This is a genomic window from Maribacter antarcticus DSM 21422 (assembly GCF_000621125.1).
Taxonomy (GTDB): domain Bacteria; phylum Bacteroidota; class Bacteroidia; order Flavobacteriales; family Flavobacteriaceae; genus Maribacter; species Maribacter antarcticus.
The window spans coordinates 749,560-767,842 of record NZ_JHZC01000004.1; the positions used below are offsets into that span (position 1 = coordinate 749,560).

15 protein-coding genes are annotated in these 18,283 nt (G+C 38.7%); 8 read left to right on the forward strand and 7 right to left on the reverse strand.

The window, feature by feature from the left end; translation table 11 throughout:
• Positions 1-243: 243 nt before the first annotated feature.
• Positions 244-489: a hypothetical protein gene (locus Q360_RS0103320; protein ID WP_027075826.1), complete on the forward strand. Its 246-nt coding sequence runs from the start codon at positions 244-246 to the stop codon at positions 487-489.
• On the opposite strand, the gene Q360_RS0103325 is transcribed toward Q360_RS0103320, so the two are convergent.
• The gene (locus Q360_RS0103325; RefSeq protein ID WP_027075827.1) at positions 467-1,096 is read right to left on the reverse strand and encodes a GntR family transcriptional regulator; all 630 of its coding nucleotides are present in this window, start codon (positions 1,094-1,096) and stop codon (positions 467-469) included. The two genes, Q360_RS0103320 and Q360_RS0103325, sit on opposite strands and share 23 nt — an antisense overlap.
• Positions 1,097-1,965: 869 nt before the next feature.
• Between Q360_RS0103325 and Q360_RS0103330 the strand changes: the two genes are divergently transcribed.
• A complete protein-coding gene (locus Q360_RS0103330; RefSeq protein ID WP_027075828.1) occupies positions 1,966-2,427 on the forward strand; it encodes a cold-shock protein in 462 nt (153 codons plus the stop codon).
• A 28-nt stretch (positions 2,428-2,455) separates the two neighbouring features.
• Positions 2,456-3,394 carry an EamA family transporter gene (locus tag Q360_RS0103335; protein WP_036194810.1) on the forward strand — a complete coding sequence of 313 codons (939 nt, stop codon included), beginning with the start codon at positions 2,456-2,458 and terminating at the stop codon, positions 3,392-3,394.
• On the opposite strand, the gene Q360_RS0103340 is transcribed toward Q360_RS0103335, so the two are convergent.
• The gene (locus Q360_RS0103340) at positions 3,375-3,959 is read right to left on the reverse strand and encodes a pseudouridine synthase (RefSeq protein ID WP_027075830.1); all 585 of its coding nucleotides are present in this window, start codon (positions 3,957-3,959) and stop codon (positions 3,375-3,377) included. The genes Q360_RS0103335 and Q360_RS0103340 overlap by 20 nt on opposite strands.
• Before the next feature lie 238 nt (positions 3,960-4,197).
• On the opposite strand from Q360_RS0103340, the gene Q360_RS22155 reads away from it, so the two are divergent.
• From Q360_RS22155 to Q360_RS0103355, 3 genes are all read left to right on the forward strand, one after another.
• A complete protein-coding gene (locus Q360_RS22155; protein ID WP_156949989.1) occupies positions 4,198-4,419 on the forward strand; it encodes a hypothetical protein in 222 nt (73 codons plus the stop codon).
• 126 nt (positions 4,420-4,545) lie between these two features.
• Positions 4,546-6,129: a PQQ-binding-like beta-propeller repeat protein gene (locus tag Q360_RS0103350; protein WP_156949990.1), complete on the forward strand. Its 1,584-nt coding sequence runs from the start codon at positions 4,546-4,548 to the stop codon at positions 6,127-6,129.
• A gap of 552 nt (positions 6,130-6,681) precedes the next feature.
• Positions 6,682-7,023 carry a hypothetical protein gene (locus Q360_RS0103355; RefSeq protein WP_027075832.1) on the forward strand — a complete coding sequence of 114 codons (342 nt, stop codon included), beginning with the start codon at positions 6,682-6,684 and terminating at the stop codon, positions 7,021-7,023.
• Positions 7,024-7,203: 180 nt separating this feature from the next.
• On the opposite strand, the gene Q360_RS0103360 is transcribed toward Q360_RS0103355, so the two are convergent.
• Positions 7,204-7,764 carry a DUF4494 domain-containing protein gene (locus tag Q360_RS0103360; RefSeq protein ID WP_027075833.1) on the reverse strand — a complete coding sequence of 187 codons (561 nt, stop codon included), beginning with the start codon at positions 7,762-7,764 and terminating at the stop codon, positions 7,204-7,206.
• A gap of 387 nt (positions 7,765-8,151) precedes the next feature.
• Between Q360_RS0103360 and Q360_RS22160 the strand changes: the two genes are divergently transcribed.
• Positions 8,152-9,741 (forward strand): L-serine ammonia-lyase, iron-sulfur-dependent, subunit alpha, encoded by a 1,590-nt coding sequence (locus Q360_RS22160; protein WP_051554541.1) that lies wholly within the window; start codon positions 8,152-8,154, stop codon positions 9,739-9,741.
• A gap of 39 nt (positions 9,742-9,780) precedes the next feature.
• Entirely contained in the window at positions 9,781-10,638 is an 858-nt protein-coding gene (locus tag Q360_RS0103370) for a sulfite exporter TauE/SafE family protein (protein ID WP_027075834.1), read from the forward strand.
• Positions 10,639-10,662: 24 nt separating this feature from the next.
• Here Q360_RS0103370 and Q360_RS0103375 read toward each other — a convergent pair whose 3' ends face one another.
• The 4 genes from Q360_RS0103375 to Q360_RS24380 all read right to left on the reverse strand — a co-directional run.
• Positions 10,663-12,336, reverse strand: a complete 1,674-nt coding sequence (locus Q360_RS0103375) for a M1 family metallopeptidase (protein ID WP_084273343.1) — start codon at positions 12,334-12,336, stop codon at positions 10,663-10,665.
• Between the two features lie 9 nt (positions 12,337-12,345).
• Positions 12,346-13,797: a M24 family metallopeptidase gene (locus Q360_RS22165; RefSeq protein WP_051554543.1), complete on the reverse strand. Its 1,452-nt coding sequence runs from the start codon at positions 13,795-13,797 to the stop codon at positions 12,346-12,348.
• Between the two features lie 255 nt (positions 13,798-14,052).
• The gene (gene thiE / locus Q360_RS0103385; RefSeq protein ID WP_036194947.1) at positions 14,053-14,697 is read right to left on the reverse strand and encodes a thiamine phosphate synthase; all 645 of its coding nucleotides are present in this window, start codon (positions 14,695-14,697) and stop codon (positions 14,053-14,055) included.
• Between the two features lie 370 nt (positions 14,698-15,067).
• On the reverse strand, positions 15,068-18,283 hold a 3,216-nt coding region (locus Q360_RS24380), incomplete at its 5' end, for a glycine-rich protein (RefSeq protein ID WP_027075837.1).

Consider the following 18,283-nt stretch of genomic DNA (forward strand, 5'->3'; position numbering starts at 1 on the left):
CGAAAAGGCTGGGACGGTTGTATGTTTTGGGGTAGCCCTACTTATTTTAATTAATTTCAAAAAATTGGATACGTGGTATCTTCAGGCATGTGGTACACTTTGTTTAGGTTTCCTAATTATAATGCCCATATTAGTACTTTCTGCTTATAAAAAATTCAAGATTTCGATATTTTTAAGGGAACATATAAGGATAACTTATTACGTTATACAAAGTCAAAAACTCGATTATTGTGCCTACAGCAGATGAGCATTGCACTATCATTTATACTGATGTTTTTTATTCCAACAACTACTAAAATTTTTGATGATAAAGATGTGTTCTTAATACTTTTAAAAGGAGCGCAATGGATAGGTTTTTTGATAGTCTTTGTAGCGGCGTTGTTTTTCTCTAGATGGGGCTATAAAAGTTATCAGAAGATTACGGATGCTGCGGCTTTACTTTTAGAGGATATAAAATTGGACTTTTCTATTCAGTCAATTTTTTCTTAATATAGTTCAAAATCAGCATCCAGTTCATTTTTAATAGGAGGGAAGCTGTGGGAACATTATCGTCAGCAATAGCGGAAATAATAGCTTCATGCTGGTTATCCGACTTATTATAGAATGAATCGTTTGACATAAATGCGCGCTCGTAAAAGAACATTCTTGTTTTTAAATCATGAAGTAATTGAAGCGCCAACTCGTTCTCAAAACCTTGGGTTAGTAATCTATGGAACTCCATATCGGCCTGTATTCTAGCAATAGCGTTTTCCGCATTTTCAAATACTTCTTGTTGTTTTTTTAAATTGATGATATCTGTCTCGTTGAACTCCCTATTTTCGATAGCCATGACTTCCAAGCTGGCCACGAGGTCGTATAAATCTTCCGCTTCCTTTACATCTAATTCTGCAATAATAAAACCTCGGTTGGGTACTGCTTTTATAATATGTGCTTGCTGTAGTTGCGCTAAGGCTTCTCGTATAGGCGTAACGCTCAGGTTCAAGGCTCTTGACACCCCTGCTAGGTTTATGGTTTTCCCAAGGTCCAACGTACCTTTTGTCATTTCTTTTAGGAGATAGTCGCGCACTTGATCCCGCAAATTTATTTTTTTAGCCATGTGCTAAAGATAGTAAATCGTATACGATTTACTAAAGACTACGTATTATCTTTATAGTCACCAGAGAAAATAATCAAGAACCTCCAGTAAACGAATGAAATGCTGTAGATGTAAGTGATTTGTAGATATCATTCTGGTAGGTTTTTCCTGATGTTGGTTTTTGATTGTTGATGAATAGAATGTTGATGTGTAGGCTAGTGAATGTGTAGGGTTAGTGAATGTGTTGCCTGATTTTGGGTAATTATACTCTTTTGCTATTCCTAACCGCAGAAAAAAAGGAATGTCTTCTGGAATCGGTTGGGGAGTATCTATTAAAAATTCTTTTAGCGTTCGTTTTTAAATGATTTATCTTAATGATTAGTTTTAGTTTGAAAGACGAGGTAGTACGTTTTTTGGTAAAGCACAATGTATAAAAAGGGACTTTAATGCGTAATACGTACCGAGGGAATATTTAAAACATAGAAAAAATGACTCAAAATTAAATAGTTGTATATAATTTTTCATATTTATTCCGTGGAGACTACAGCTGTTTATATTGAAATATGTAGACTTTGCACATTACTTTTAAGCGCATTACTCAATAAATCAGAATAAAGCTAATGAAAGGGTAGCCCAACTTAAATCGTTTTATTGGGTATAACAAAACTTAAAAATTGGATATATGTGCCAATACCAAAGGATAATACCTCAAAATCCAAATACATAATGTATCTTTGTTACCGTTAAAAAGGGATGCAGAATATTCTCGCAATGACATTAAAGATTACCAAATAGTATAGACTCAACTATTTATTTGTCATTATCTACAAGTCACTAGTTTACTTCGTTTTCCCTGATAACAAAGGATATTTAAAAATTTAAAATTACGAATGGCAAAATCGCAACAAACATTTAACAAAACAGAAAAAGAAAAAAAGCGTTTAAAGAAGCGCGAAGAAAAGAGAAAGAAAATGCTAGCCAGAAAGGCGGATTCGAAAGAAAACGGAACTTCCGGGATTCCCATGGCTTATGTAGATTTCAATGGAAACCTGGTGGATACCCCACCGGACCCATCTATGAAAGTAGAGATAGAAGCAGAGGACATTGTGTTGGGTATTCCTAAGAAAGAAGAAGGCGATGTAGAGGAGTTTGATCCAGTAAGAAGTGGTAAAGTATCTTTCTTTGATTCTTCGAAAGGATTTGGTTTTATTATCGATTCAGAAAATAATGAAAAATATTTCGTCCACGTAAGCGGACTTATTGACGAGATTTTTGAAAATGACAAAGTTTCTTACGAGTTGGAAAGAGGCATGAAGGGGATGAATGCTGTTCGTGTTAAGAAAATTGCTTAGCTGTTATTAGTTAACACCACATAGTATTATGGCCAAACGAAATACCCTTCTTATCGTATTGGCCTTTTTTGCGATTTATGTTATATGGGGAGCCACCTATTTATTGAATAAAATAGCGGTTAGCGAGTTGCCAGCTTTTATGCTGGCAGGTACGCGATTTGTTGTTGCTGGTTTATTAATATTCTTAATCTCGAAACTGTCCGGACGGTCCTTAAAGATTACTAAAAAGCAGTTTATAAACACTGTTATTGCCGGTTTTCTGTTCCTTACATTCGGAAACGGAGTAGTGGTCTGGGCACTCAAGTATGTAGATAGCGGATTTGCAGCATTAGAAATCTCCGCACAGCCTTTAGTGGTGCTACTGCTAATGCTTATTCTTCAAGGTAAGAAAATTCAGCCAATGTCTTTTGTTGGCGTTGGTTTGGGCGTTATCGGCATTTACTTGCTGGTTAGTCAACAACAGATTATCAACCAAGAAGGGGCAGTGTTTGGCATGGTGCTTATTTTTGTTTGTATGCTAAGTTGGGCCTATGGAAGTTTGTTCGTAGGTAAGGCAGATTTACCAGCCAATTACTTCGTAAATACGGGTTACCAAATGGTAACAGGTGGTATACTACTTTTTATAATTAGTCTGGTTTTAGGAGAACAGTGGATTTCTCCTTTAGAGTGGAGCACACCAGTGCAATGGTCCATGTTTCTGTTAGTCATTTTTGGTAGTATTGTAGCCTTCACCTCCTTTAATTATTTATTGCGCGTCGTTTCGCCAGAGAAAGTAGCAACCTCATCCTATGTAAATCCTATAATTGCGATGCTATTGGGCTGGTATTTTCTGGAAGAACAGGTTACAACACAGTCGGCCATAGCAGCTGTGGTATTACTTACAGGAGTTTATTTTATTAACACGAAAAAGAAACTAACTTTGTTTTCTAGATTTACGTCATCAAGAACTAAATCAAAACTTCAGTAACAGGCAACACAGCTCCTTCGGACATATCTTCTAGCGTAATTGTGTTCACACGAATGCGAATCAATCTTACAGTTGGAAAACCCACCGCTGCTGTCATTTTACGTATCTGTCTGAACTTGCCTTCCGTCAGAATAATATTTATCCAGGAAGTGGGTCTATGAGCTCCTATGCGTAGTTTTTGGTTTGGAGGGGGTAAGAACGCAGGTGTATCAACTTTTTTCACCAAACACGGCTTTGTGTTATACGTGCTGCCAAATACGCCTATGGAAACACCTTGTTGCAATTGTAGAACCCTTTCCTGCGTTATAGTGCCGTCTAGTTGAGCAATATATTCCTTTTCTATTCCGCTACCGTTAATTCTATTGCTAAGCTCGCCATCTGTAGTCAATAATAACAATCCTTCCGATTTTTCATCTAAGCGACCTACAGGCATAATACCATTTGGAAAGTCGAAGAACTCTGATAAGAAACGCTTTTTCCGTAATTGGCGCTCTTCCCCGGACGTAAATTGACTTAATACTCCAAAGGGTTTGTAAATTTTATAATGGTAATGCTTTTTTTTCATCGCTTGCCTTGTAAAGGTAGTGAAGCATATTGGTTGTTACTTTCACTCATGCATTTCACGTGGAAGATAAAAAAGGGAGGTTTTAGTGCACCTAAAGTACTTTGATTAGTCGTTAATTGAGATTAATCAGTGTTCGTTTCACTATTACAATAAAGTAAATAGACGCATCGCGAGTACCAAAAGTAATCTAGTTCCGTTGGGATAAGCTAAAACTGAAGATATAATTTCATTCAAATCAATGTTTATTCTCGCCTTAATGTGTCCTTTTATACATGTTGCACAAGTGGAGGTGAAATGGAACATGGAAGTACCTACAGAAATTCTATGGCAGGAGGTTACCGCGTTGGGAAACCTTATCGTAAGCTCTAGAGAAGGGCTGATTGGGATAGATGCGGAAACTGGTGAGATTTCTTGGAGCAAACGCGCTCATGGCAATTTGGATAGAGCGGCATTTGAATAACTTACTAATAGCCCATTCTTTGCAGTTACCACCAACAATACCTTACACCTTATAGACCAGTTCAGTGGTAAGGAAGTTTTCAATTCTGCACATGCCGGACAAAAAAAAATCGCAAGCTACTACCTATTGTATAACTCCGATGCAATTCTTGTTGCTGGCACAGACTGGGATAAGGAACCGTTACTAGTTTCAGTTAACATGTCTGATGGCAACTTGTCTTGGTCTATGAACGAAAAATTTGGAAGTATCATTACTGTAAATGAACTTGATAACCAAGAACTACTTTTAGTAACACTGTTCAACAACTACAAGCTAAATGCTGATTCTGGGGCTATTATTTGGAAGAATACGAATTCCAAGGAAAATGCCCAACTAGATAACCTAAGTGGGTTGGGTGCCTTAATAAAAGTTGCTGCGGAGAATGTAGCGCAAGAAATGGATTTTAAACTTAACTACTATCAACCACAAGAAGGGGATGTGTTTTATTTGGGAACGCAAAGGGAGGTACAAACAGGAGTGACTACAACGACTGGAACACCAAAAATAAAATACACAAGCCAGTATAATGCTTACCATACTAATGATGGTAGTTTAATTTGGAACACCCCACTAGAAGTTAAAGGTGCCTTGAGCCACGTTAGTTTTTTGGATAATGGACTACTTGTTTTACCCGACGACGGTAACCGTACTAAAATAAACGTATTTGATTACCAAACAAAAGAAGGCCTTTGGGGAAAGAAAGGTCGTGGTATTAAAATTAAAGGAGGAATATATGATTACTTGGATTGCGGCGATGGTATTCTGTTAGTTTCAAGAACAGATAATAATGATTTTTTGAATTTCCTAGACCCTAGTATAGGGGATATAACCTTTGAGAATCCTGTAAAGGTAGAAGGGACGGTAGTAGGTATAGTGCCACTTTATAATTCTATCTTGTATATTACGACAACATCAATGAATATTTTAGACCATAATACGGGTACGTTAAAGTGGGAAAATAGTATTCAAACTAGTCCAAGCCTTACTACTGAACATAATGGTAAAATATTCGCCTATGACTATAATTCTGGTTTGGTAAAAGTGGTAGATATAGCCACTGGGATACTTAGTGAGTTATCGAATGAAAATTTGGAATTTGACGGTAGAGAAATCCCGAAACAGCTAGAAATCCTTGAAGATGGTATTTTTTTGTATTCAGATCAGAATGTTGCTAAATACAACTTTATTGGACGGCTAAGTTTTCAGAAATACTATGTGGCTCCAAAAGAAGTAGGTTGGAAACGTGCCTTATTGTATGCAGCCTCGGTTAGGGCAGCGTATATCGGAGCAGTATCTTACTATGTTTCAGGAAGTATAGCTTCAGCAGAAGGAGATATACGCCAAAAAGACGCAGTTGCAGGCGAAATTACGTCTCAAATTGGTACTGCATATGGTGAACTAGGGAATGCAGCTTCTAGCTATGCTATGGAAGGTTTTAAGCGCGCAAATGCGAGACGTAAAGCCACAACTGAAGGAAGAAATTTTATGTTTATTATGTCAAAAAAAGAAAAGAATGTGGTTCTATTAAAAGTAAGTAAACATACAGGTGAAGTTGAGGGTGAAATAAACCTTGGAAAGGACCGTGAACCTATGTACGCCGTTGACGACATAACGGGCCAAGTATATTATCAAACATCAAAAACAGGGCTTATTTCTTATTTTGTGAATTAGTGTCTGTTTAATAAACCTTGAAAAGGAGCGTGAGCCTATTTACGCCGTTGCCGATGTCACTGGCCAAATATATTATCAAACATTAAAAACAGGGTGTGCCTCTTATTTTTTGAATTAGTGTTGGTTTAATATACAACAGAGTTAGCAAATGTTGTGACAATCAAACTAAATAATATGAGAAGCAAACTATTTTATGTGTTGTTATTAGGTGTGTTCATTTTCCTAAAACGTGCATACACAGGAAGATTTTAGTATTCCACCCGCGGTTAAAACAATTGATTAAGTAAATCGGGAGCTTACTTTTTCTAAAGTATCGGTGAATGGCCAGAACACTACATATTTAGTAGTAAAAAAGGAGAAACAGTTAACATCAAGACTCGAATCACATCCAAGCATAAAGGGGATTATTACCTTGGCTATATTGAACGAATATATTAGGGAATCAATGGATACGCCTCCATTTGTTGCAAAATTTTTAGCGGCTATAGATTCACTAAAAAATCTAAGCATACGTTTCAGGTTCCTATAACAGAAGGTATTTATTATATTACAATGGGAGGAAGCTTAGCGTACTCCTGTAAAAATACAATCGACAGACCTAGGTGTGATTCTAATCATGCATTCGCTGTTTTAAAAGTAGGGAACTCTGACCCGGAACGGAAAATTAAGGTTGAAAAAGTAAAAAGAGAGGGGAATATATTCTTAAAAAATACAGTAGTCAAATCGGGCCCCTTTGGCTATTTAAACAAAATAGAATGGTTTTTTGAAGGTCAAAAACTAGCGTATGATGATCAAGAAGAAATACCTATAACCGAATTTGGAACCTATAGGGCACTCATGGTGTTGCTAAAAGCAATATCCAAACGAAAGGCTGGGGTCAACAGAAACCTTTAGTTATTACTAGAGATATAGAAAGATGGAGAATAAATAGAAGGGTTGAAATCCAAATTTTAGCCAGATAATACTAGTTGCTACTTTATGATTATCCGAATTATAATTTATTAATAGCCGTCTAAAACGATTTAGACGGCTATTTAGTTTAAGAATGTTTAATTCTATTCACAAACCATTTTGTTACTCAGCTTCTACAGAAAGAACATCTGTGAGCTCCAAGTCTTCGTCCATGTCATTAGAAACCGGCACAGAATCCTTTAGGGCTGTAAATTTCTGCACGCGTTCCATTTCGTCTTCATCACCAGAAAAATAAGGAAATACGTCCATAATAGGAGATTCTGAGATGGCAGGTATGGTATATTCTCCTAGCGTATCTTTCATTATACCATTTGTATTATCGTAGGCTTCCTTTACATCATTGGCCTGTACCAATAAATATAAATTTGTTTTACGCTCCTTACCACTTTCCTCATCAAAGGCGATTAAGGATACTCTAGATTTAAACCATCTGTCAGAATTTTCGAAGGGATGTATTTCAGCGTAATTGGCTACTTTAATATTTGTAATTTTAATTTCATCACTATCGCTTAAATAAGCAGACATCTCTTGGGTAATTCTACTTTCGGCCTCGGTATAGGAAATGGCATCTACTAAAAAAGGTTCCGTCTTTACCTTTGCCACGCCTGACGCTTCATCAATTTTTCTATATTTCACCTTACATTCATACCACGTTGCACTCATAACTATCTATTTTTAAGAAACCAAATATAAGGGTTGATGATAGGGTAAAAAGTCAAACATGAGAATAGATATTCACAATTTTACGACGCTATTTATATTTCTTTTAGCATGAGGGAGTTAGTCTTTTTGTTGGAGTTTATTTATATTTTAGTCGATTCCATTTATAATACATAAGAAGATGTTATATGACCTAAAGATAGGAGGGAAGCCTTTAGCTTTATAGTTACCTTGAAGGGATTAACAAGCCATTTATACTGAGCCATGAAATAAGATAAAACAGTACTATTTAAAATTAACACGTAAATTTTTACTATTTTAAAGATTTGGATATATCTTTAAATGAAGCTATACCGGCTAATTTTTAATCATAAATCTGTAATGCTTAAGATGAAAACATATCCCAGTATATTCAATGATGTAATTGGTCCAGTTATGCGAGGGCCCTCTAGCTCGCATTGTGCAGCTTCTTTACGCATTGGCAGGATGTGTCTCGACTTAATGGATAGAGACATTGAAGATGTCTATATTGAGTTTGACCCCAACGGTTCTTTGGCGACGACTCACAAAGGTCAAGGGTCAGATATGGGTTTGTTTGGAGGCTTTATGGGATGGGAAGCAGATGAGAAACGACTACCAAATTATTTACAAGCAATTGATGAAGCTGGGATTAAAATTAAAATCGATATTCATCCTATTGGCGCCACACACCCCAATACCTATAAGCTCACGCTAAAGAACGCTAAAGAAACCCGAGAGGTAACCGCCATTTCTACTGGGGGAGGCATGATAGAAGTTATTGAAATCGATGGGGCAGCCGTTTCTATGGCAGGCGATTATTTTCAAACCTTGGTTTATTGCAAATCGCCCAATACTATTGTTAGCCATATCGGACAAGCCTTTGTTTGTGATGAGATTGTATTGCGCAATGGAAGGTCTTCGTTCATTGAAATCAAATCCAATCAATTTATTACAGCCGAACTAGAGGCGTCGCTACTAGAAATGGAAGAGGTGCTTTTTATTAAGAAAATAAAACCCGTACTGCCAATAATGGCACGTAAGAATATCAAAGTTCCTTTTATTACTTGCAATGAAATGCTTGACTATAATACCGACAAGCATCTTGAATTATGGGAGTTGGCCGTCGCCTATGAAAGTATGCGCGGTAATATTTCAGAGGAGCTTGTTTTTGAACATATGCGTTCCATTTTAAAAATAATGCGAAATGCCATTGAATTAGGGTTACAAGGAACAAAGTATGCCGATCGTATTCTAGGGCCTCAGTCGGTAACTTTTCAGGAACGGATGGACGGAAAAAAATTAGTAGAAGGGGATGTACTGAACCAGGTAATTCTATACACCTCCGCCATGATGGAAGTCAAAAGTTCTATGGGCGTTATTGTTGCGGCACCTACCGCAGGGTCTTGTGGAGCCTTGCCAGGTGCAATTATTGGTATCGGTAAAACATTGGAGCTTACAGAAGACGACATGGTAAAAGCAATGCTAGCTGCTGGAATTATCGGCGTTTTTATTGCAGCGCATGCCACTTTTGCCGCCGAAGTTGGGGGATGTATGGCCGAATGCGGATCCGGTTCGGGCATGGCAGCTGCAGGTATTGTTTCCTTAAAAAAAGGAACTTTAGATCAATCGCTTTCGGCAGCTTCGATGGCCTTGCAATCATGCTTGGGCATGATTTGCGATATGATTGCCGATCGGGTCGAAGCACCCTGTCTAAATAGAAATGTGATGGCGGCGACCAATGCAATTTCCTGCGCAAATATGGCCTTATCGGACTACAATCATTTGATTCCTTTAGACGAGGTTGTTGAAACTATGAAACGTGTAGGGGATGCCTTACCCAATGAGCTTTGTTGCACTGGCTTAGGAGGTCTTGCTATTACTAAAACGGCAAAGGAAATCGAAGCAAAATTAGCCAATGGGGAACGCACCAGTCATAAGACTTTTTTTAAGGTATGCTAATGCGGATTCACGCGCTTTTAACACCCATATAAACTATCTATGATTATAACACTGTGGATTGCATTAGCAGGTTTGGCCATTTGGTTTGCCATTGTGTTAAGTAAAGACTTTTTTGACCATAGAAATAAATTGGAGGAGAGTAGTTGGCTAAAAACTTCGATTATTGGTTTTGTAGTTAATTTTTTTGATGTCCTTGGCATTGGTGCATTTGCACCTCAAACAGCCCTTCTTAAGTTCACAAAGCAAACAACAGACAAGTATATTCCCGGAACCATGAACGTGGCGAATACGCTTCCGGTGTTATTTCAGGCATTGATTTTCATCACTATTATCGAAGTAGAACCAATAACCTTGGTGCTGATGTTCCTATCGGCCGCCTTGGGTGCCGTTTTTGGTGCAGGAGTAGTTGCAAAAATGTCAGAAAAAAAGATACGCCTAGTGATGGGTTTCGCGCTATTGATTACCGCGTTTTTTATGTTAGCTACTAGTATGGAATGGATACAAGGGGGGGGACAAGCTATTGGCCTCACAGGTGTAAAATTAGCCATTGCAGTACTTGCAAATTTTGGATTGGGCGCCTTAATGACAGCTGGTATTGGATTATACGCACCCTGTATGGCACTGGTATTTGCCTTGGGCATGTCGCCCGAGGTCGCTTTTCCAATTATGATGGGGTCTTGCGCTTTTTTGATGCCCCCAGCTTCGGTGCGGTTTATCCGTGAAAAAGCCTATAATAGAAAAGCGGCAGTTGCCATGGCAATCCCGGGAATTGTAGCGGTGGGCCTTGCCGCTTTTGTCGTTAAGTCCTTGCCCTTAGAAATACTTCGATGGATGGTAATCGGTGTGATTCTCTACACGTCGGGAGTGATGCTGCATGCTGGATTTACCAAAAAATAAACTTTCTGTGAATTGTTGGCCGAGCTATCCTTTTTTAAAATCGGACTCCATAAGTACCAAGAAATTGGGGTCAAGTACTAGCTTTTCAGGTATAAAGTCAACAGAAAAACGAATAGTATTTGATTTCTTATCTAGGTGTATTTTTTTAATACGCTGCTGTTCTTTTTGTGACCCATATACACCTACCTCTAGGGGCATTTTGAATACACTACCATCGGTCTGTACTTGATCAAGAACTATTGTGACTTCTTTCTTCTTCGAATCAAAACGCCATGTGCCCTTATATTTCAAAGTACCTGGTTCGTAGAGCCATTGTTGAAAAAAAGGGTTAAGATCTACACCGGAGACTTCTTCCATTTCTCTGCGAAAGTCATCCGTAGTAGCATTTACATCTTTGTATTTCTTGTAATACGATTTAATTCCTTTCCAGAAAACATCAGTACCTATCATGCCGCGTAACATGTGTAGTATCCAACTCCCTTTTTGATAGGTTTGTATAGAAACTACCTTTGACATATCTGTAAGATTATCATGGACAATGCGATACTTTGGATTTTTTAAATAAAAATTATCCACGGTTTTCTTACTTTTAATGAGTCCCTCCACAAAGGCGTCCTTTCCATAGTGATGCTCTATGAAGAGTAATGTAAAGTAGGTGGCGAAACCTTCACTCAACCACACATCGTCCCAATCGTATTCTGTCACAGAATTTCCAAACCATTGATGGGCTACTTCATGGATGACCACATTACGCCAGCGTTCATTTCTATCACCTACCACGGAGTTTTCGCTGTAAAGAATGGCAGAAGCAGCTTCCATACCGCCACTTACACTGTTGGATTGAATATTGGCTAATTTCTCATAGGAAAAAGGTCCAATACGGTCGCTATAAAATGCTAAGGCACTTTTCGTTGGAACGGCAAAATCATAAAACCCGGCATTCCTATCTTGTGGGTACACCCATGTTTCAATTGATTTTCCATCAAATTCATCCACATATTGTACGGCAAACTCGGCAACACCCAATACATACAGCCAAGTCGCTATGGGAACCGATTGCTTCCAGTGTGTAAGCCGCTCGCCATTCGGTAAATTGGTTTCCTCGACTTTTAAACCATTGGAAACAACCTGGTAATGGTCGGGCGCAGTAACTATAAATTCGCATGTGGCCTTGTCATAAGGATGATCAATAGTAGCCAACCAGTTCCTACCTTTGTTAGGCCAATTATCACTAAAAAAAGTGCGATCTCCATATTTATTATTTGCAATCTTAAGACCAGTAGCCGGCACACCTTTGTACATAACCGTGTAGCTACTGCGTTGTTCTAAAGTGGATGGTGTTGGGAGCTGAATAGTCAACACATCATTCTCATGGGTGTAGGCTAAGGTTTTCCCTTCTGAAATAACTTTGCTAACCACCATACCCCTATTTTCCTGTTTTTCCGAAGCCTTTATTAAATCAAGCCGTAAACGTGTTTCACCGGCTGCCAAGTAGCGTATGTCAATAGTCTCCTCGCAACTAATTTCATCGGTAATATCTGATACTTTTATATTAAACCTGTAGTTTACGGCATCTATATTTGGGTTTTTTGGGTACCTATCCGAAAATGGAAGTGCCATCAAGCTATACACGGGTAAAACAAGTAGAATTAGTAAAAGGCGGATTTGCATACGGTGGTGATTTAGGGTGTACTTCATATTCAGTTTTTAGTTTTTGAACGGTAGTTCGGTAGGTGGGTGAAATTCTATTAGTCCCTCTTCTTTGATAGTCTTTTCGATAGCTTCTATCGAAGAAGGAACAAAGGCACTTAAATTTTCAACCCCATCTTCAGTCACTAAGGCCATATCTTCAATTCGGATGTACAAGCGCTCCTCGGGTATCCATATCATGGGATCTATGGTGAATACCATGCCCGCTCTCAAAGGAACGCGGTGTACGACACCCACATCATGCACCGCCATACCCACGGGGTGTTGAAAATGACCCCTGAATTTCACCCCTTCCTGTACCGCTTTTAAGTAGTGTGGTTTGGTAAATGTTTTTCCCTTTAAATACTGTTTCATATCGGCAGCAGCAAAATCCAGTACTTCATCTGAGGTTATACCAGGTTTTACATACTTAAAAAGGGCATCTCTGTAGGCTTCAATATACGTATAGAGCGCTGTTTGAGATTTGTCGAATTTTCCGTTAACAGGCCATATTCGGGTAACATCGCTGGTGTAATACCGATAATCTGGCGCATAGTCCATCAAGACCAAATCACCGGTGTTTAAGATATCCGTTTTATGAAAATAGTGGCCCATATAGGCGTTAGTGCCTCCTCCTATAATAGAAGCATAGCCGTCGCCTCTGGCGCCATTTAAGTGGAAAACGTATTTGGCGGCAGCATCAAGCTGATATTCGTAAACCTCTGGTGCGGTAGAACGCATCGCTTCCATGATGCCCAACCCAGCAATTTGCGTGGCTTTTCGTATTAATACGATTTCTTCTTTACTTTTAATCAAACGCATCTCATCTAATATCGGAGAAAGGTCCCGAATTTCGAATTGCGGGAATTGCGAGTTTATTTTATTCACAAATAGGGACTCTTTCGTAGCACTGGCATCCCATGGGTCTGCCGCGGCACGTGCCTGACCGTATAAAAGCTCGTCTCGACTATCGTTTCCCGTTTCAGCCGGACTTAAAGGAGTATATAAAAAGGGGGCGTTCGCTTTGATTAAACCGGTCCGGAGTAAATCGGACGATAAGAACTCATATCCTTTCACTTTATCAACCCCAGTTAGTTTTTTTACCAGCGCTTCATCTTCAGCAGATAATATTTTTCCTTGCCCGTTTTCTCTTCCTTCATCTCGGTGCGGGAGGTACAAAACCGTCTGTTTGTTTTTTCCATTCAACAGAAGATAGGCATGATCGCTCTCTAATCCGGTAAGGTAGTAGAAGGTATTCGATTGACGAAAAACACTAAATCCAGCCCTTCCGCCAGTCCCTTGAATAAGTGCTATCGCATTGTTTCCTATCGCCTCAAATAGATTCGTTCGTCTTTCTGTAAAATTTTCAACTGAGAAATCTGTTTGGTAATGATGGTTGTCTTGAGAAAACAGAGGGGAGACGGAAAAAAGGAACAAGAACAGCACAAATATTCTAACGGTATTTATCATTGTAATAAATGTTTTAATTGAAAACTGGTTTTAATAAAAATTTGATGATTTACTAATATACTACAAAATGATTTTTTACATACGGCGGGATAAGAATAATACAGTATTTATAAAAACCTTAGAAAGAATCAAAAGCCAAGTTTGAATGGTCTTTTAATAGAATGTCCGCTATATGTGTTAATAAAACGAATGCCTTCCTAAGATAGCAATAGAAGCTTCCAGAATAAAATTTTCTTCCTATACTAGCAATTGTATTTATTCAAATGTATGGCGTTGCTCTTCTGTTGAAGATGCCCCTAGTAATTGGTTAAATGTACTTATACTATCAAAATTTTGGGTAATTGCTCCAGAGACCGCAATTCCAGAAATACCTGTTTCTAGTAGTTCAGTAACATCTTCTTTGGTTATGCCTCCAATACCAATAATTGGTGTTTTGGTATGTAAGGCTTCCAGTATTACGGTATAACCGTTTAAACCTAGAACCGGAGGCATATTATCTTTGCTTGTTGTGCCCCTAAATGGGCCTAAACTTATATAATCGACTTCTTTAATTAGTAAGGTTTCGCAATCTTGTACCGTATTTGCAGAACCACCAATGGTTTGCCAGGGGTATAGCTGTTTTCTGGCTGCAACAGGGCAGGAGTCTGTTGTCTCTAAGTGTACTCCATCTGCTTTAATCTCTTTCGCTATTTTGTAATGTTCGTTAATGATTAATCTGGTTTGATAGTGAGACGTGATTTCCCTAGCCTCCTTAGCTATCTTTAAAAATTTCTTTTCTGAAACATTTTTTAAACGGAATTGAACTAATTCTATTCCAGAAGTGCACGCTTTTTGAATATTCTCCAGATGCTCTTTAGCAGAGCTTCCTTGTGATAAATAATGTAGTTTAGGTATAATCATGTCTTCGTTTTTGGATATATTTTTGTTAGAGGCGGCGTCTTTCAAGTTTTTCGCTACTAAAAAAGTACTGATTAAAGCGGAAGATAAAACATAAGCGCTTCCTTTTTTTATATATCACTTATGAATAAATACAAGCATTTGTTTGTGGCTTCTTGAACCAAGGTTTTGTCATGTAATTTCTACCAAAATCAAACGATTCAATAAAGGTATTGATTAAGGTATTTAATACTTTAGGAAAATTATAATAAATGTATTCAGGATAAGATAAATTGGTAAATGATGAATACTCCTACTATAAGCCTAATATTTAGTGTGGCTATTATCAGATTCTCATTTCAGTAAACATTTAAAAAAAATGCTTCTAATTTACTTAGTTCTTTTTAACGCTATTGGTAATCCAACGGTTTGTAATAACCGTTCTTGGGCTTACGGTTAGCGTAATTTCATTGGATAGCGTCTGGTCGCAGACAAAAGAAGTACGTGTAATACTGGCACGGTACATAAAACCCTTTTTAGTAAGAGGTATAGAAAGTATGGTAAGGCTACTAGTTAATGCACCTGCATATTCAGTACCATCAATAATACCCGTATAGTTAGCACCACCATCGGTACTTTCTTGCCATTGGTACTGGTCGGCACCCGTTTCAGTTAAACTGAATGTAGCATCAGCACCACTAAACACATTTTGGCTAAGAGGTTGTAATGTTATTGTAGGTGCTGCACCAGGCTCCTTAAAATCGTAAACACTATTTGCATCTAAATCTGCTGGTGATGTATAGCCTCCTTGGCCTATTACGAGACCATTTAGATCAACTACTACGGGTGAATTTCCTAAAATTTGATCGCTATCAGGATCAGTAAAACCACCTTCTATCGCATCTGGACAGCCGTCTCCGTCTGAGTCTAGGTCTAGGCTGTTTGGAATGCCGTCGTTATCTATGTCGCAGGTTAAAGCTAATTCATATTCCAAAATAACAAGACCATTCCCTCCATTTCCTCCTCCGTTATTTCCTCCTACACCAATACCTGCGGTATAATCGGAGTCAGCGATATTGGGAGGTACTTGCAAATTTCCAGTTGTGGTAGAACCATTTGAGGTGCTTGGGCTAATATATCCTGAGCCACCACCGCCACCATGTTCATTATTCCCAGAAATATTACCTGATGCACCACCATAAAATCCACCACCACCAGCACCACCATTTTCAACTGCATCACCTCCGATAAGGAAGCTACCTATATTCCCATTAGTATTTGCAAGTCCTCCTGATGTTTGAGAACCTCCTTGTCCACCATTTACAGGATAACTACTTGCATCACCTCCTTTAGTTCCACCTCCTTCTCCTGCATATGACCCACCACTAGAATAGGCAGGCATGGTTCCTCCACCACCCGCTATAGCTATAATTTGATTTACATTGACGGATGAGGGATTAGATAATGAAACTAAACCCAATGCTGACATTCCACCACCCGAACCACAATTCCTTCCTGAAGCGATAATCAAACCAGCACCCCCATTACCATAAGTCGGACCTCCAGTCGAAGAATTTCCACCTTCTCCTACTGTTACAATTAGTTGAGTGGTTCCTCCAGGAAGAGCACTTATGGGGATTTCTATCTCAGTATAACCACCTGCTCCTCCAGTTCCTCTCAAATTTCTTTGGTCGCCTCTTCCACCAGCACCCCAAATTTTTGCTCTGACCAAATTTGCTCCAATAGGTATGATAGATATTTGATCCCCTCCTGTATAACTGTAAACTTGGTTTATTAGAGGATTACATTCTTCCGTATTTAAAATACCATCATTATCATCATCTAAATCACAAATATCTGAAACACCATCACTATCGGTATCTAAATATCCCGAAGTAACCGCATCACAACATACTACGATACTTGAGTCTTGACTACTGCCCACTGTTTGACCGCTTGCCGTTGCTACGATTGGAATTCCATCTGCATCTACACCACCTGTTAATTGATTATTATTAAGGTCAGTTATTGTAAATGTACCACCACCTTCTATCGCATCTGGACAGCCGTCTCCGTCTGAGTCTAGGTCTAGGCTGTTTGGAAAGCCGTCGTTGTCTAAATCAGTAGTACCTTCTTCCGTATCTAAAATACCATCATTGTCATCATCTAAATCACAAACATCTGCAATACCGTCATTATCTGTATCTAGATTACCAAAAGCTAAATCACACTGACAGATTACATCTTGTACAGTTAAGTCTTGACTACTGCCTATCGTTTGACTACTTGCCGTTGCTACGATTGGAATTCCATCTGCATCTACACCACCTGTTAATTGATTATTATTAAGGTCAGTTATTGTAAATGTACCACCACCTTCTATCGCATCTGGACAGCCGTCTCCGTCTGAGTCTAGGTCTAGGCTGTTTGGAAAGCCGTCGTTGTCTAAATCAGTAGTACCTTCTTCCGTATCTAAAATACCATCATTGTCATCATCTAAATCACAAATATCTGAAACACCATCACTATCGGTATCTAAATATCCCGAAGTAACCGCATCACACTGACAGATTACATCTTGTACAGTTAAGTCTTGACTACTGCCTATCGTTTGACCACTTGCCGTTGCTACGATTGGAATTCCATCTGCATCTACACCACCTGCTAATTGATTATTATTAAGGTCAGCATATGTAAATGTACTACCACCTTCTATCGCATCTATACAACCATCACCGTCTGAGTCTAGGTCTAAGCTGTTTGGTATGCCGTCGTTGTCGGTGTCTATTAAGCATGTAAAGTATAGGGCTTCTATTGCATTGATATCTGGGCCCGCAGTTCCTCCTGAACCGTTACTAACTGCAAAGAGTTTTACTGCATCAAAACTTAGTTGACCCATAGCAAAGGCGTTACCAAAGGCAGCATCAATATCTATCACATTCTGAGTTTGACCTACAAAGTAAAATCCTTGACCATCGATTGTAAAAGATTGTCCACTCCCATTTAGAAGTGCTAAAGTTGAAGCGTCAGGCCGCAGTCTGACTCCCATAGTTTCGGGACTACCTATTTCAAAAACTCTAAAATCATTTTGCGCATCACCAGAATTTGATAGGTATGCGTTTGTGAAACCTAAAGTTAAATAATCTCCTGCTGAACCTCCTAAAGAAACGTACCCACTACTTCCAGGTGGATTTGGTGCACTTGAAGCCCCTAGAGCCGATGTAGGATCATCTGCATTGTCACCCACAATTGGGTTGTCTGTGTATTCTATTACATTACCCGCATATAAGTTAGTTGTACATATATTCTCTCCCGTATCTAAAATACCATCATTGTCATCGTCTAAATCTGAGCCATTTAAAACACCATCACAATCACTATCTCCGTCTGCGATTACTTGAGTAACAGCGTCTCCGTTAGAGGCATAACAATCTACTGTTAGATTATAAAATGCAGCATAATAGGTACCCGCAGCTACCGCCGTAGCGTCACTTACCCTATTAATAGTAGTAGCAGGCAACCCTGTGTGCCATGTAAGTATTGTATTTGCAGGATCATTACTTGCTGTAATTGTGGTTAAGTCTATCGTCGTAATTGGGCATGTATTTGT